The following is a 12,989-nucleotide window of genomic DNA, read 5'->3' on the forward strand; positions in this document are numbered from 1 at the left end:
GGAGTTCGGGGGGGAGGGTCAGGCGAGCGGGAGCACGTCGGCGTCGAAGCAGGTGCGGTCGCCGGTGTGGCAGGCGGCACCGGTCTGGTCGACCTTCACCAGCAGGGTGTCGCCGTCGCAGTCCAGCGCCACCGACTTGACCGCCTGGGCGTGGCCGGAGGTGTCGCCCTTCACCCAGTACTCGCGGCGGCTGCGGCTCCAGTAGGTGCAGCGGCCGGTGGTGAGCGTGCGGTGCAGCGCCTCGTCGTCCATCCAGCCGAGCATCAGCACCTCGCCGGTGTCGTACTGCTGCGCGATGGCCGGGAGCAGGCCGTCCTCGGTGCGCTTGAGGCGGGCGGCGATCTCGGGGGCCAGGGCGGTGGTGCCGGGGGTGGCGGGTGTGGTGGACATGGGGCCATTGTGTCAGCCCGGTCGGCGGCCCCTCGCGACCTGGCCGGGGGTGGTCAGTCGGTGCGCGCGCAGCCGGACGGCCAGACCCGGTGGACGAACAGCCCGGCCGCCCGGGCCAGTGCGGCGACCCGGGCGGGCTCGCTGCCCGGCTCGCCGTCCCAGACCGCGATCAGCTCGTCGACCATGCCGACCAGGGCCCGTCCGGTGTCGTCGCCGAGGCCGCCGCGCTCGACGGCGGCCAGCCGGTGGACGGCGCGGGCCTCGCCCAGCAACCGCAGCCGGGTGGGGTCGTCGGCGCGGCCGGCCACGGGCGCGCTCGCGGGGACGACGATCTCCAGCTTGCCGCCGTGCTCCAGGACGGACCGGGCGAACCAGCTCTCCGGCCCCTCCCCGGCGCAGCTGACGCCGACCAGCTCGTACGGCCCGAAGGTGGTGACCAGCCGCCAGAGCTCCCCGCGGACCAGCATCTCGGTGAGGCCGCCCGACAGGTCCTGGTGACCGGTGATTCCGACGCGCATTCCCAACTCCCGGGATTCGTGCCGTGCCGCCGGGGAGCCTAGCCGACCGGGCCCGGACCCCGCGGCGGCAGTACGATTTCGGCCAACCGCCTGCCGGGCGGGCCCCGCGTGGGCCATCCTCGTGGCCATGACCTCCGCGCAGCAGCCGCCCGCAGCCGCCGACTCCCGCCCGTCCCGGGGCCTGGTCCTCACCGTCGCGGCGGTACTCGCCGTGCTGCTCGCCGTGGTGGCCACCGTCCTGCTCTGGCCGGAGGACCGGAAGCCCACGGCCGCACCGCCCCCGCCCACCCCCACGGCCACCCCGACCCCGACGCCCACCCCCACACCGACGCCCACCCCGGCCAAGGCCCCGCCGTACGCCTTCTTCCCGGTCGGCGCCTGCTTCGACCACCCGCAGCTCAGCCCGGTGATCACCAAGGCCGAGGAGCGCCCCTGCACCGGCGGGCACGACGGCCAGGTGATCGCCGACCTGAAACTGGCCGACGGCCTGACCGGCGAGATCCCGATCTCGCTCGCGATGCGGGAGGGCTGCAAGGAGGCCGAGGCCGCCGCCAAGGCCCGGCAGAACGACGGGAAGACGTACTACGGCCGCCAGTTCGGCCCCGCGCTGGCCAACTACCAGCAGGGCTGGCGGGACTACACCTGCACCCTGACGGCCAGCAACAGGCAGGGCGGCCCCAAGCTCACCGGCGACCTGCGCTGACCGAGGTTCGCCACGTCCTAAGGTGGCGCCATGTCGAACCACGCCCTCGCCGAACGCCACCGCCTCGCCGAACTCCTGGCAGCCGCCGGTCCGGACGCCCCCACCCTCTGTGCCGGGTGGACCACCCGGGACCTCGCCGCCCACCTGGTGATCCGGGAACGCCGCCCCGACGCGGCGGCCGGCATCCGGGTCGGTGCCCTCGCCGACTGGACCCACCGGGTGCAGTCGGCGTACGCCGAGCGCCCGTACGAGGAACTGCTGAAGCTCTTCCGGTCCGGCCCGCCGGTGTTCTCGCTGTTCGCCCTGCCCGGCGCGGACGAGGCCGCGAACACCGTCGAGTACTACGTGCACGCCGAGGACGTCCTGCGGGCCGCCGCCGACTGGACGCCCTCCCCGGTGCCCGCCGGCCGCGCCGAAGCCCTGTGGCGCCGACTGCCGCTGCTGGCCCGCCTGGAAGCCGGCCGCCGCTCCCCCGTCCGCCTGGTCCTGCGCCGCCCCGACGGCCAGTCCCTGACCATCGGCCCCGCCGGCTCCCCCACCGTCCAGCTCACCGGCGAACCGGGCGAACTGCTCCTCTTCACCTACGGCCGCGGCGCCCACACCACCCTCACCGTCGACGGCGCCCCCGACGCCCTCGAAGCCCTGCGCCACGTCCTGCCCCTGCCACCACAGCAGTAGGGCGGCCGACCCCCACGCGTCTCCCGACCCTGCCCCGGCTGCGGATGTCAGTGGGCGGGTGCAGACTCGCAGAGGGCCGGGGAGGGGGCGCGTGCGCGCCCGATGGGCCCGTCCTGGTCACGTCTTCCGTCGAAGGGGCACCACCTCATGCTCACCACCGACTTTCCCACCGGCGCGCCCTGCTGGATCGACCTCGGCAGCCCGGACATCCCCGCCACGGCCGAGTTCTACCGCAAGGTGTTCGGCTGGACGTTCCAGTCCGCCGGCCCGGAGGCGGGCGGCTACGGCTTCTTCCAGCTGAACGGCCGGACGGTCGGCGCCGTCGGCCCCCTCGACGAGGGCGACCAGCCCACCTGGACGACGTACTTCCGCACGGCCGACGTGGCCGCCACCGCGGAGGCCGCCGAGCAGGCCGGCGGCTCGGTCCTGGTGCCGCCGATGGACGTCATGGGCGAGGGGTGGTTCGCCCAGTTCGCCGACCCGCAGGGCGCCCGGTTCGCGGTCTGGCAGGCCGGTAAGACCACCGGCCTGGACGTGGTGTCGGAGGACGGCGCCCTGGTCTGGGCCGAGCTGCACACCGCGGACCCGGCCGCCGGGTTCGGCTTCTACCAGGCGCTGTTCGGCTGGCGGGTGGAGAACTTCGAGCCGGCCCCGGGCATGGCCTACCGGGTGATCTCGACCGCCGAGGGCGACCAGCAGGCCACCGGTTTCGGCGGCATCGCCCCGACCATGCAGGCGGGCCAGCCCTCCGCCTGGACGCCGTACTTCGCCGCCGACGACGTGGACGCGGTGATCGCGAAGGCGACGGCGGCCGGCGGCTCGGTGCTGATGCCCGCCGAGAGCGTGCCCAACGTCGGCCGGCTGGCCTGGCTGGCGGATCCGCACGGCACGCCGTTCGCGCTGATCAAGGGCGAGCCCCGCGAGCAGTCCTGAGCACGCGCGAGGGCCCGCTGCGCACCGGCGCAGCGGGCCCGCAAGCCGTACGGACGGTCACCGCACCGGGTGCCCGGCCTCCCGCAGCGCGTTCTTGACCTCGCCGATCCGCAGGTCCCCGAAGTGGAAGACGCTCGCGGCGAGCACCGCGTCCGCGCCCGCCTCGACGGCCGGAGCGAAGTCGGCGAGCTTGCCGGCGCCGCCGGAGGCGATCACCGGCACGGAGACGGCCTTGCGCACGGCCCGGATCATCTCCAGGTCGTAGCCGTCCTTGGTGCCGTCGGCGTCCATCGAGTTGAGTAGGATCTCGCCCGCGCCCAACTCGGCCGCGCGGCCCGCCCATTCGACGGCGTCGAGGCCGGTGCCGCGGCGCCCGCCGTGGGTGGTGACCTCGTAGCCCGACTCGGTCTCCGTACCGGGAGGGCAGCGCCGGGCGTCGACCGAGAGCACCAGCACCTGCCGGCCGAAGCGCTGGGCGATCTCGCGGACCAGCTCGGGGCGGGCGATGGCCGCGGTGTTGACGCCGACCTTGTCGGCGCCGGCCCGCAGCAGCTTGTCGACGTCCTCGACGGCGCGGATGCCGCCGCCGACGGTGAGCGGGATGAAGACCTGCTCGGCGGTGCGGCGGACCACGTCGTAGGTGGTCTCCCGGTCCCCGGCGGAGGCGGTGATGTCGAGGAAGGTCAACTCGTCGGCGCCCTCGGCGTCGTAGAGCTTGGCCATCTCGACCGGGTCGCCGGCGTCGCGCAGGTTCTGGAAGTTGACGCCCTTCACCACCCGCCCGGCGTCGACGTCCAGGCAGGGGATGACACGTACTGCGAGGGTCACGGCTGTTTGCCTTCCAGGGTCTTTGCCAGCCCGGCACGATAGGCGTCGAGCTCGACCTCGACCATCATCCGGGAGTCGATCAGCCCCTCGACCACCACCATGGTGGTCACCGGGCGGGCGGCGTCGAAGAGTTGGAGGTGGGCGCGGCCCACCTCGTCGGCGTCGCGGACGTGGGTGATGTACATCCGGGTGCGGATCACGTCCTCCGCCGTCAGACCGTACGCGGCGAGGGCACTGAGCCCGACGCCGAACGCGGCGAGGGTCTGCCGGTAGGGGTCGCCCTCGTGCTCGATCCGGCCGTCCACCCATGCGGTGGAGCCGCCCACGTGCACGTGGTCGCCCACGGCGACCGCCCGCGAGAAGCCGAACTGGTCCTCCCAGGGGGAGAATCCGCCGACCCTGCCGCGTACGATCCGACGTTCCGTCATCCTGAAACCGCCTCCAGGGCCTCTTCGAGGGTGAACTTCTGCTCGTAGAGTGCCTTGCCCACGATGGCGCCCTCGACACCCTCGCCGACCAGACCGGCGATGGCGCGCAGGTCGTCGAGCGAGGAGACGCCGCCGGAGGCGACGACCGGGCGGTCGGTGGCGGCGCAGACGTCGCGCAGCAGCTGGAGGTTGGGGCCGGTCAGGGTGCCGTCCCGGTTGACGTCGGTGACGACGTAGCGGGCGCAGCCCTCCCGGTCGAGCCGCTCCAGCACGTCGAAGAGCTGGCCGCCGTCGCGGGTCCAGCCGCGGCCGCGCAGGGTGGTGCCGACGACGTCCAGGCCGACGGCGATCTTGTCGCCGTGCTCGGCGATGGCCTTGGCGACCCATTCGGGGGCCTCCAGCGCGGCGGTGCCGAGGTTGACCCGGGTGCAGCCGGTGGCGAGCGCGTTGGCGAGCGACTCGTCGTCGCGGATGCCGCCGGACAGCTCGACCTTGATGTCGAGGCGGCCGGTGACCTCGCGCAGCAGCTCGTAGTTGGTGCCGGTGCCGAAGGCGGCGTCGAGGTCCACCAGGTGCAGCCACTCGGCGCCGGCGTTCTGCCAGGCGAGGGCGGCGGCCAGCGGCTCGCCGAAGGAGGTCTCGGTGCCGGAGGCGCCCTTGACCAGGCGGACGGCCTGGCCGTCCCGGACGTCGACGGCGGGAAGCAGTTCGAGGCTCATAGTCTTAACTCTTCTGTCGTCAGAGGGTCGTCAGAGGGTGTCGACCCAGTTGGTCAGGAGGGCGGCACCGGCGTCGCCGGACTTCTCGGGGTGGAACTGGGTGGCCCAGAGCGGGCCGTTCTCGACGGCCGCGACGAACGGCTGCCCGTGCGTGGCCCAGGTGACGAGCGGGGGGTGGATCCGCGCGCTGTGGGTCTCCAGCTCCCAGTGCCGCACGCCGTAGGAGTGCACGAAGTAGAAGCGGCTCTGCGGGTCGAGGCCGGCGAACATCCGGCTGCCCACGGGCACGTCCACGGTGTTCCAGCCCATGTGCGGGATGACCGGGGCCTCCAGCGGTTCGACGGTGCCCGGCCACTCGTCGCAGCCGGCCGTCTCCACGCCGTGCTCGACCCCCTTCTCGAAGAGGATCTGCATGCCGACGCAGATGCCCATGACGGGGCGGCCCCCGGCGAGCCGGCGGTCGATGATCCAGTCACCGCGGACGGCCTTCAGGCCGCGCATGCAGGCCTCGAAGGCACCGACGCCGGGGACGAGCAGGCCGTCCGCGTTCATCGCGGTGTCGTAGTCGGAGGTGACGGTGACGTCCGCCCCGGTCCGTTCGAGCGCGCGCTGCGCCGAGCGGAGGTTGCCCGACCCGTAGTCGAGGACGACGACGTTCTTGCCCATGTTCAGGTGTCCAGTCTCTCTACGTGTCCGGAGCCCACGTGGCTAGAGGCGCATGATGCCGGCGGCCAGGCACATCACCGAGCCGAACGCGAGCACCAGGATGACGCCCTTGGGCAGCTTCTGCTTCCAGAACGAGATCACGCCGCCGGCCAGGAAGAGGCCGACGAAGATGAGGGCGAGGGCAGCCTTGCTCACAGTGCACCCTTGGTCGAGGGGAGGATGCCGGCCGCGCGCGGGTCGCGCTCGGAGGCGTAGCGCAGGGCCCGGGCCAGCGCCTTGAACTGGCATTCCACGATGTGGTGGGCGTTGCGCCCGTACGGCACGTGGACGTGCAGCGCGATCTGCGCCTGGGCCACGAAGGACTCCAGGATGTGCCGGGTCATCGTGGTGTCGTAGCTGCCGATCATCGGCGCCATGTTCTCGGGCTCGGTGTGCACCAGGTAGGGCCGGCCGGAGAGGTCCACGGTGACCTGGGCGAGCGACTCGTCCAGCGGCACCGTGCAGTTGCCGAAGCGGTAGATGCCGACCTTGTCCCCGAGCGCCTGCTTGAAGGCGGCGCCCAGCGCGAGGGCGGTGTCCTCGATGGTGTGGTGGGTGTCGATGTGCAGGTCGCCGTCGGTCTTGACGGTGAGGTCGAACAGACCGTGGCGGCCGAGCTGGTCGAGCATGTGGTCGTAGAACCCGACGCCCGTGGAGATGTCGGTCCTTCCGGTGCCGTCGAGATCGATCTCGACCAGGACCGAGGTCTCCTTGGTGGTGCGCTCAACGCGTCCGATGCGGGACATACGGGGTTACAGCTCCTTGATCACGGTGCGAACGGCGTCCAGGAAGGCGTCGTTCTCGGCGGGCGTGCCGGCGGTGACGCGCAGCCACCCGGGGACGCCGTTGTCACGGACCAGGACGCCCTGGTCGAGGATGGCCTGCCAGACGGCGTGGGTGTCGGCGAAGCGGCCGAACTGGACGAAGTTGGCGTCCGAGTCGGTGACCTCCAGGCCGAGCCCGCGCAGCGCGTCCACCAGCCGGTCGCGCTCCGCCTTGAGCCGGCCGACGTAGCCGAGCAGGGTGTCGGTGTGCTCCAGGCAGGCCAGCGCGGTGGCCTGGGTGACGGCCGACAGGTGGTAGGGCAGGCGGACCAGCTGCACCGCGTCCACCACCGCCGGGTCGCCGGCCAGGTAGCCCAGCCGCAGCCCGGCCGCGCCGAAGGCCTTCGACATGGTGCGGCTGACCACCAGGTTGGGGCGGCCCTCGATGAGCGGCAGCAGCGAGGCGCGGTGCGAGAACTCGACGTACGCCTCGTCGACGACCACCAGGCTGGGCCCGGCGGCCTGCGCGGCCTCGTACAGCCGGAGCACGGTGTCGGCGGCGACGGCGGTGCCGGTCGGGTTGTTCGGCGAGCAGACGAAGACCACGTTCGGCCGGTGCTCGGCGATCGCGGTGACGGCGGCGTCCAGGTCGATGGTGAAGTCGTCGCTCCGCGGACCGGAGATCCACTCGGTGCCGGTGCCCCGGGAGATCAGCGCGTGCATCGAGTAGGAGGGCTCGAAGCCGAGCGCGCTGCGGCCGGGGCCGCCGAAGGTCTGCAGCAGCTGCTGGAGCACCTCGTTGGAGCCGTTGGCGGCCCAGACCTGCTCGCGCGCGACCGGGAAGCCGGTGGTGCGGGTCAGGTACGCCGCGAGACCCTCGCGCAGCTCGACCGCGTCCCGGTCGGGGTAGCGGTTGAGGTTCCGGGCCGCCTCGGCGACGCGCTCGGCGATCCGGGCCACCAGCTCCTCGGGGAGCGGGTACGGGTTCTCGTTGGTGTTCAGCTGGACGGGCACGTCCAGCTGCGGTGCGCCGTACGGGGACTGGCCGCGCAGCTCGTCACGGATGGGGAGGTCGTCGATGCGGGTCACAGCGGTCACGAGCCGGGCACCGTCCAATCGAATCGGGCCTTGATCGCGTCGCCGTGCCCCGGCAGGTCCTCCGCGTTGGCCAGGTTGACGACGTGCGCGGCGACGTCCGCGAGCGCGTCCCGGTCGTACTCGACGACCTGGACGCCGCGCAGGAAGGTCTGCACGGACAGGCCCGCGGAGTGGCAGGCGCAGCCGCCGGTGGGCAGCACGTGGTTGGAGCCGGCCGCGTAGTCGCCCAGCGAGACCGGGGTCCAGCGGCCGATGAAGATCGCGCCCGCGTTGACGACCCTGGCGGCGACCGCGTGCGGGTCGCGGGTCTGGATCTCCAGGTGCTCGGCCGCGTAGGCGTTGACCACGGCGAGGCCCTGGTCCAGGTCGTCGACCAGGATGATCCCGGACTGCCGGCCGCCCAGCGCCTCGGCCACCCGCTCGCTGTGCTTGGTCCGCGCGACCTGCACGGCCAGCTCGGCCTCGACCGCCTCGGCCAGCTCCGGCGAGTCGGTGACCAGCACCGAGCCGGAGGTCGGGCCGTGCTCGGCCTGGCTGATCAGGTCAGCGGCCACGTCGGACGCCAGCGCGCTGTCGTCGGCGAGGACGGCGATCTCGGTCGGGCCGGCCTCCGAGTCGATGCCGATCCGGCCGGCGAACAGGCGCTTGGCGGCGGCCACGTAGATGTTGCCGGGGCCGGTGACCATGGTGACCGGCGCGCACTCCTCGGTGCCCAGCGCGAACATCGCCACCGCCTGGGCGCCGCCGACGGAGTAGACCTCGTCCACGCCGAGCAGCGCGCAGGCCGCCAGGATGGTCGGGTGCACGCGGCCCCCGAACTCCTTCTGCGGCGGGGAGGTCACCGCGATGCCCCGCACGCCCGCCTCCTGGGCCGGCACCACGTTCATCACCACGGAGGACGGGTAGACCGCCAGCCCGCCCGGCACGTACAGGCCGACCCGCTCCACCGGCACCCAGCGCTGGGTGACCGTGCCGCCCGGCACCACCCGGGTGGTGTGCCCGGTGCGGCGCTGGTCGGCGTGCACGGCGCGGGCCCGGCGGATCGACTCCTCCAGGGCGGCCCGCACCTTCGGGTCCAGCGTCTCCAGGGCCTCGGTCAGCTGCTCGGCCGGGACGCGGGTCGACTCCAGCCGGACGCCGTCGAAGCGCTCGGTGATCTCGATCACGGCCGCGACCCCGCGATGGCGTACGTCCTCGGCGATCGGCCGCACCTTCTCCAGGGCGGCCGCCACGTCGAACTCGGCACGGGGCAGCAGGTCACGCGGGTCGTCCAGCGAGCCGCGGAGGTCGATTCGAGAGATCACGCCACCCAGTGTAAGGAGTGGCCGGAACCACTGGTCCCGTATTTCACTCCGTGATACGAAAGGCGAGACGACCGGGGGGGCGGGGGAAACCATGGTGGAGCAGGCTCCGGAGGGCTGGACCGACACCGAGCGTGAGCTCTGGGAGGCCTTCCGCCGCGGCAACGTGTTCGACCGGCGCAGCGGCGACGCCGACACCGACGACCCCTTCGGTGACGCCGTCTGGGGCCCCGGGCGCACCGTCCGGGCCAGGGTCCTGGCCCACCTGCTGCTGGCCGGCCCGGCCGCCGCCACCGGGCGGGTCGCCTCACTGCGGCTCAACGGCGTGTCGGTCAGCGGCGCGCTCAACCTGGCCGGCGGCGACATCGGCCACTACGTCGAACTCCGCGACTGCCGGTTCGAGCAGAAGATCCTGATCTCCGAGGCCGGGGCCAGCACCCTGCGCTTCGTCCGCTGTCTGATCCCCCGCATGGAGGCCTCCCGGCTCGCCACCACCGGCGACCTCCACCTGGCCCGCTGCCGGATACCCGAGGGCATACGGCTCACCGACGCCAAGATCGGCACCGACCTGCTGCTCAACCAGACCGTCCTCGGCTGCGACCGCTTCGGCCGCGCGGTCTCCGCCGACGGGATGGCGGTCCACCAGGACTTCGAGGCCGACCGGATCGAGGTCCACGGCGAGCTGAGCCTGCGCACCACCCGGATCGGCGGCCGGTTCTCGCTGCGCGGGGCCCAGCTGCACGCCGTCCCGCAGAACCGCATCTGCCTCAACGCCGTCCGCATCACCGTCGGCCACACCTGCTACCTGACCAGCTCGGCCGACGCCGGGTGGAGCGGCTCCCGCAGCTACTACGGCTCCGGCTACGGCCAGGTGGCCCCGCCCGGCGCGCCCAGCACCCCGTTCCGCGCCTACGGCCAGGTGCGGCTCTCCGACGCCCGGTTCGACGGGGCCTGCCTGATCTCCGGCGAATTCCACCTGGAGGGTGACGACGAGCTCTCGCTGCGCCGCATCCACACCCCCGAACTGCGCTTCGCCTGCCGGGTGCGCCCCACCGGCCCGGTCTCGCTCACCCGCGCCCGGGTCGGCAACCTGGTCGACACCCCGGAGGCCTGGCCGCGCGGCAAGCACCTCGGACTGACCGGCTTCGTCTACGAGAACCTGCGCCCCGCCGCGCCGTTCACCGTCCAGCAGCGGATCGCCTGGCTGGAGGGCGCCTCCGCCGACTTCCAGCCCGAGTCCTACGAGCAGCTCGCCGCCGCCCTGCGCCGCGACGGCGCCGACGACGACGCCCGCGAGGTGCTGTACGCCAAGCAGCGCCGCCGCCGCCAGACCCTCCCGCTGCCCGCCCGGATCTGGGGCCGGGTCCAGGACGCCACCGTCGGCTACGGCTACCGCCCCGGCCGGGCCGGCCTGTGGCTGCTGCTCGCCTGGGCCCTGGGCAGCGCCTGGTTCGCCACCCACCAGCCGGAGCCGCTGAAGCTCGACGAGCGCCCGCACTGGAACCCGGTGCTGTACACGCTCAGCCAGCTGATCCCGGTCGTCGACCTCGGCCAGCAGGGCTGGAACCCCGGCGGCCTCAGCCAGTACGTCTCCGCCGGGCTGGTGATCGTCGGCTGGCTGCTCGCGACCACCGTCGTCGCGGGCGCCTCCCGGATGCTCCAGCGGGGATGACCGCCTCCCCGCGGGGATAACCGCGACGCACCACGCCCGCCCGGGGAACTACGCTGTCCGCCGTGACAGAACGGCTGCCGCTCTTCCCGCTGAACAACGTGCTCTACCCGGGCCTCGTGCTGCCCCTGAACGTCTTCGAGGAGCGCTACCGCCGTCTCGTCGCCGACCTGCTCGCACTCCCGGCCGACACCCCCCGCCGCTTCGGCGTGCTCGCCATCAAGGACGGCCGTGAGGTCGCCCCGGTCCGCCCGGAGGAAGGTCCGGCCGGGCCGCTCGACGGCCTCGGCACCGCCACCGGGGACCCGCTGGAGGCGATCTTCCACATCGGCTGCGTCGCCGACGTCGCGTCCGTCCAGGAGCAGCCCGACGGACGCTACGAGCTCCTGGTCACCGGCACCACCCGGTTCCGGCTCCGCTCGGTGGAGGTCTCCGGCCCGTACCTGACCGGCGAGGCCGAACTCGTCGAGGAGCGCCCCGGGGAGGGCTCCGGCGCCCTCGCCTCCGAGGTCGAGCGGGCCTTCCGGGTCTACCAGAAGCGCCTGGCCGGCGCCCGCGAGGCCAGCACCGTCGGACGCCAGGAACTCCCCGACGACCCGCAGGTGCTCTCCTACCTGGTCGCCGCCGCGTCCGTGTTCGAGACCCCGGTCAAGCAGCAGCTGCTGGCCTGCCCGGACACCGCCCAGCGGCTGCGCACCGAACTCGACCTGCTGCGCCGCGAGAGCGCCGTGCTCAGCTGGCTGCCGTCGCTGCCCGCGGTCGACCTCACCCGCCAGTCGTTCAACCCCAACTAGCCCAGGACCCGCGCATGGCGAAGAAAGCGAAGAAGGGCGCGCAGGGCACCCCTGCCACCGTCGCCCTGGAGACCGCCGCCGTCCCGTTCAGCGTGCACGCCTACGAGCACGACCCGGCCGCCGCCTCCTACGGCGGCGAGGCCGCCGAGGCCCTGGGCGTCGCCGCCGAGCGGGTCTTCAAGACGCTGGTCGCGGACGTGGACGGCGTCCTCATCGTCGGCGTGGTCCCGGTCGCCGGCCGACTCGACCTCAAGGCCCTCGCGGCGGCCGTGGGCGGCAAGCGCGCCGCCATGGCCGACCCGGCCGCCGCCGAGCGCAGCAGCGGCTACGTCCGCGGCGGGATCTCCCCGCTGGGCCAGCGCCGGGCGCTGCGCACCGTCGTCGACGCCAGCGCCCTCACGCACCCCACCGTCTACGTCTCCGCCGGCCGCCGCGGCCTGGAGGTCGAACTCGCCCCCGGCGACCTGGTGGCCCTCACCGGGGCCCACACCGCCCCCATCGCGCGCTGAGCCGACCGGGCCCGCCCGGTCGGCTCTCGCGCCCCCTCGCGCCCCCTTGCGAAGGCCGGGGGCGCCCCGCTCAGTCCGGCCCGCTCAGCCCGGTCCCCGGTCCCCCGGCCGCGCGGCGCCGTCCGAAACCGGCTGCTCCCCGCCCACCGCGGGAGCGGCCGGAGCCTCGGGAGCGGCCGGCGGCTCAGGGACGGCCGGAGCCTCGGGGGTCTGCGGCAGCTGTCCGTACGGCCCCGCCCAGTACGGCGGCGGGTCCTCCTCCCGCTTCCCGAACGCCGCCGACAGCGCCAGCAGCACCACCATCGCCGCCATCGGCCACACCACCAGCGCGCCCATCGCGCCCAGGTCGATACTCGCGTCGAAGTGCCCGCCGTTGCCGACCCGCCGGGCCTCGGCGATCAGGTTGTCGCTGGGCCCGAGCCACCGCCCGAGGCGCCAGGCGCCGACCGACCCGAGCAGTCCGCCGACCACCAGCCCGACCGCGACCGCGATGCCGCCGCCGCGCCGCCGGGTGATCAGGAAGGCCCCGAGCGCGGTCAGGATGCCCGCGCCGAGCCCGATCAGGACGAAGACCGCGTCGGCCCCCGCCCGCTGCTCGCCTTCCGGGTCGGCGTAGAGGATCCGGTCGCCGTCCACGACCAGCGGCACCTTGGGCGCCAGCCAGACCCACAGCCCCGCCATCACCAGCCCGACCACGATGCAGGCCAGTACCGTGCCCGCGCCGATCCGCAGCTCCGGCAGCAGCCGCTCCAGGAGCCTGGGCTCCGGCGACTGTGCCACCGCGAGGCCGGTCGGCGGCGTCCCGGCGTCCGGGGCCGGCGGCGGCGCGAACGGGTTGGGGGTGGCGTCCGGCACCGCGTCCGCGTCGGCGCGGGTGGGATCCGGAGGCGTGTTCGGTACGGTCACAGGCCCCATCGTTTCACGATCGCGGCCCGGACGAGCCTTCGCCCGT

Annotated in this window: 17 protein-coding genes; 6 read left to right on the plus strand and 11 right to left on the minus strand. The window is 73.7% G+C overall.

Features of this window, described 5'->3' with window-relative positions; genetic code table 11:
• Positions 1–18: 18 nt before the first annotated feature.
• Both hisI and ACIOJE_RS20670 read right to left on the minus strand, forming a co-directional pair.
• Entirely contained in the window at positions 19–390 is a 372-nt protein-coding gene (gene hisI / locus ACIOJE_RS20665; protein ID WP_063347172.1) for a phosphoribosyl-AMP cyclohydrolase, read from the minus strand.
• Positions 391–443: 53 nt separating this feature from the next.
• Positions 444–908, minus strand: coding sequence for a hypothetical protein (locus ACIOJE_RS20670; protein WP_400777771.1), 465 nt, complete (start codon positions 906–908; stop codon positions 444–446).
• A 127-nt stretch (positions 909–1,035) separates the two neighbouring features.
• Between ACIOJE_RS20670 and ACIOJE_RS20675 the strand changes: the two genes are divergently transcribed.
• From ACIOJE_RS20675 to ACIOJE_RS20685, 3 genes are all read left to right on the plus strand, one after another.
• Positions 1,036–1,611: a hypothetical protein gene (locus tag ACIOJE_RS20675; protein ID WP_400777772.1), complete on the plus strand. Its 576-nt coding sequence runs from the start codon at positions 1,036–1,038 to the stop codon at positions 1,609–1,611.
• A gap of 30 nt (positions 1,612–1,641) precedes the next feature.
• Positions 1,642–2,289 carry a TIGR03085 family metal-binding protein gene (locus ACIOJE_RS20680; protein ID WP_400777773.1) on the plus strand — a complete coding sequence of 216 codons (648 nt, stop codon included), beginning with the start codon at positions 1,642–1,644 and terminating at the stop codon, positions 2,287–2,289.
• Between the two features lie 147 nt (positions 2,290–2,436).
• The gene (locus tag ACIOJE_RS20685) at positions 2,437–3,222 is read left to right on the plus strand and encodes a VOC family protein (RefSeq protein ID WP_400777775.1); all 786 of its coding nucleotides are present in this window, start codon (positions 2,437–2,439) and stop codon (positions 3,220–3,222) included.
• 57 nt (positions 3,223–3,279) lie between these two features.
• On the opposite strand, the gene hisF is transcribed toward ACIOJE_RS20685, so the two are convergent.
• Genes hisF through hisD form a run of 8 tightly spaced genes read right to left on the minus strand, consistent with a single transcriptional unit; the run spans position 3,280 to position 9,068 of the window.
• A complete protein-coding gene (gene hisF, locus ACIOJE_RS20690) occupies positions 3,280–4,050 on the minus strand; it encodes an imidazole glycerol phosphate synthase subunit HisF (RefSeq protein ID WP_280674385.1) in 771 nt (256 codons plus the stop codon).
• Complete coding sequence (locus tag ACIOJE_RS20695; protein WP_280674386.1) at positions 4,047–4,478, minus strand: RidA family protein; 432 nt, start codon at positions 4,476–4,478, stop codon at positions 4,047–4,049. Before ACIOJE_RS20695 ends, hisF begins: the two co-directional genes overlap by 4 nt.
• Positions 4,475–5,197 (minus strand): bifunctional 1-(5-phosphoribosyl)-5-((5-phosphoribosylamino)methylideneamino)imidazole-4-carboxamide isomerase/phosphoribosylanthranilate isomerase PriA, encoded by a 723-nt coding sequence (gene priA, locus ACIOJE_RS20700; protein WP_280674387.1) that lies wholly within the window; start codon positions 5,195–5,197, stop codon positions 4,475–4,477. The genes ACIOJE_RS20695 and priA overlap by 4 nt, the downstream gene beginning before the upstream one ends.
• 30 nt (positions 5,198–5,227) lie before the next feature.
• Entirely contained in the window at positions 5,228–5,863 is a 636-nt protein-coding gene (gene hisH / locus ACIOJE_RS20705; protein ID WP_400777777.1) for an imidazole glycerol phosphate synthase subunit HisH, read from the minus strand.
• A 42-nt stretch (positions 5,864–5,905) separates the two neighbouring features.
• Positions 5,906–6,058, minus strand: coding sequence for a hypothetical protein (locus ACIOJE_RS20710; protein ID WP_280674389.1), 153 nt, complete (start codon positions 6,056–6,058; stop codon positions 5,906–5,908).
• Entirely contained in the window at positions 6,055–6,648 is a 594-nt protein-coding gene (hisB, locus tag ACIOJE_RS20715; protein WP_218198172.1) for an imidazoleglycerol-phosphate dehydratase HisB, read from the minus strand. The genes ACIOJE_RS20710 and hisB overlap by 4 nt, the downstream gene beginning before the upstream one ends.
• A gap of 6 nt (positions 6,649–6,654) precedes the next feature.
• Complete coding sequence (locus ACIOJE_RS20720) at positions 6,655–7,755, minus strand: histidinol-phosphate transaminase (protein ID WP_280674812.1); 1,101 nt, start codon at positions 7,753–7,755, stop codon at positions 6,655–6,657.
• 5 nt (positions 7,756–7,760) lie between these two features.
• On the minus strand, positions 7,761–9,068 hold the full coding sequence (gene hisD / locus ACIOJE_RS20725) for a histidinol dehydrogenase (protein ID WP_280674390.1): 1,308 nt from the start codon (positions 9,066–9,068) through the stop codon (positions 7,761–7,763).
• A 91-nt stretch (positions 9,069–9,159) separates the two neighbouring features.
• Here hisD and ACIOJE_RS20730 point away from each other — a divergent pair, with 91 nt between their 5' ends.
• The 3 genes from ACIOJE_RS20730 to ybaK all read left to right on the plus strand — a co-directional run bounded on the left by ACIOJE_RS20730 (position 9,160) and on the right by ybaK (position 12,037).
• Complete coding sequence (locus ACIOJE_RS20730) at positions 9,160–10,737, plus strand: oxidoreductase (RefSeq protein ID WP_400777778.1); 1,578 nt, start codon at positions 9,160–9,162, stop codon at positions 10,735–10,737.
• A gap of 62 nt (positions 10,738–10,799) precedes the next feature.
• Positions 10,800–11,528, plus strand: coding sequence for an LON peptidase substrate-binding domain-containing protein (locus ACIOJE_RS20735; RefSeq protein ID WP_400777779.1), 729 nt, complete (start codon positions 10,800–10,802; stop codon positions 11,526–11,528).
• Between the two features lie 14 nt (positions 11,529–11,542).
• Positions 11,543–12,037, plus strand: coding sequence for a Cys-tRNA(Pro) deacylase (gene ybaK, locus ACIOJE_RS20740; RefSeq protein ID WP_280674393.1), 495 nt, complete (start codon positions 11,543–11,545; stop codon positions 12,035–12,037).
• Between the two features lie 84 nt (positions 12,038–12,121).
• On the opposite strand, the gene ACIOJE_RS20745 is transcribed toward ybaK, so the two are convergent.
• On the minus strand, positions 12,122–12,943 hold the full coding sequence (locus ACIOJE_RS20745) for a hypothetical protein (RefSeq protein ID WP_400777781.1): 822 nt from the start codon (positions 12,941–12,943) through the stop codon (positions 12,122–12,124).
• Positions 12,944–12,989: the final 46 nt, after the last annotated feature.

The organism is Kitasatospora sp. NPDC087861 (genome assembly GCF_044742585.1).
Classification (GTDB): Bacteria; Actinomycetota; Actinomycetes; order Streptomycetales; family Streptomycetaceae; genus Kitasatospora.

Bases quoted from the DNA above. Each gene is read 5' to 3' on its own strand.
- ybaK (WP_280674393.1), top strand. From the start codon at position 11,543: ATGGCGAAGAAAGCGAAGAAGGGCGCGCAGGGCACCCCTGCCACCGTC.
- hisB (WP_218198172.1), bottom strand. From the start codon at position 6,648: ATGTCCCGCATCGGACGCGTTGAGCGCACCACCAAGGAGACCTCGGTC.
- ACIOJE_RS20685 (WP_400777775.1), top strand. From the start codon at position 2,437: ATGCTCACCACCGACTTTCCCACCGGCGCGCCCTGCTGGATCGACCTC.
- ACIOJE_RS20730 (WP_400777778.1), top strand. From the start codon at position 9,160: ATGGTGGAGCAGGCTCCGGAGGGCTGGACCGACACCGAGCGTGAGCTC.
- ACIOJE_RS20675 (WP_400777772.1), top strand. From the start codon at position 1,036: ATGACCTCCGCGCAGCAGCCGCCCGCAGCCGCCGACTCCCGCCCGTCC.
- ACIOJE_RS20680 (WP_400777773.1), top strand. From the start codon at position 1,642: ATGTCGAACCACGCCCTCGCCGAACGCCACCGCCTCGCCGAACTCCTG.
- ACIOJE_RS20695 (WP_280674386.1), bottom strand. From the start codon at position 4,478: ATGACGGAACGTCGGATCGTACGCGGCAGGGTCGGCGGATTCTCCCCC.
- ACIOJE_RS20670 (WP_400777771.1), bottom strand. From the start codon at position 908: ATGCGCGTCGGAATCACCGGTCACCAGGACCTGTCGGGCGGCCTCACC.
- priA (WP_280674387.1), bottom strand. From the start codon at position 5,197: ATGAGCCTCGAACTGCTTCCCGCCGTCGACGTCCGGGACGGCCAGGCC.
- hisI (WP_063347172.1), bottom strand. From the start codon at position 390: ATGTCCACCACACCCGCCACCCCCGGCACCACCGCCCTGGCCCCCGAG.
- hisH (WP_400777777.1), bottom strand. From the start codon at position 5,863: ATGGGCAAGAACGTCGTCGTCCTCGACTACGGGTCGGGCAACCTCCGC.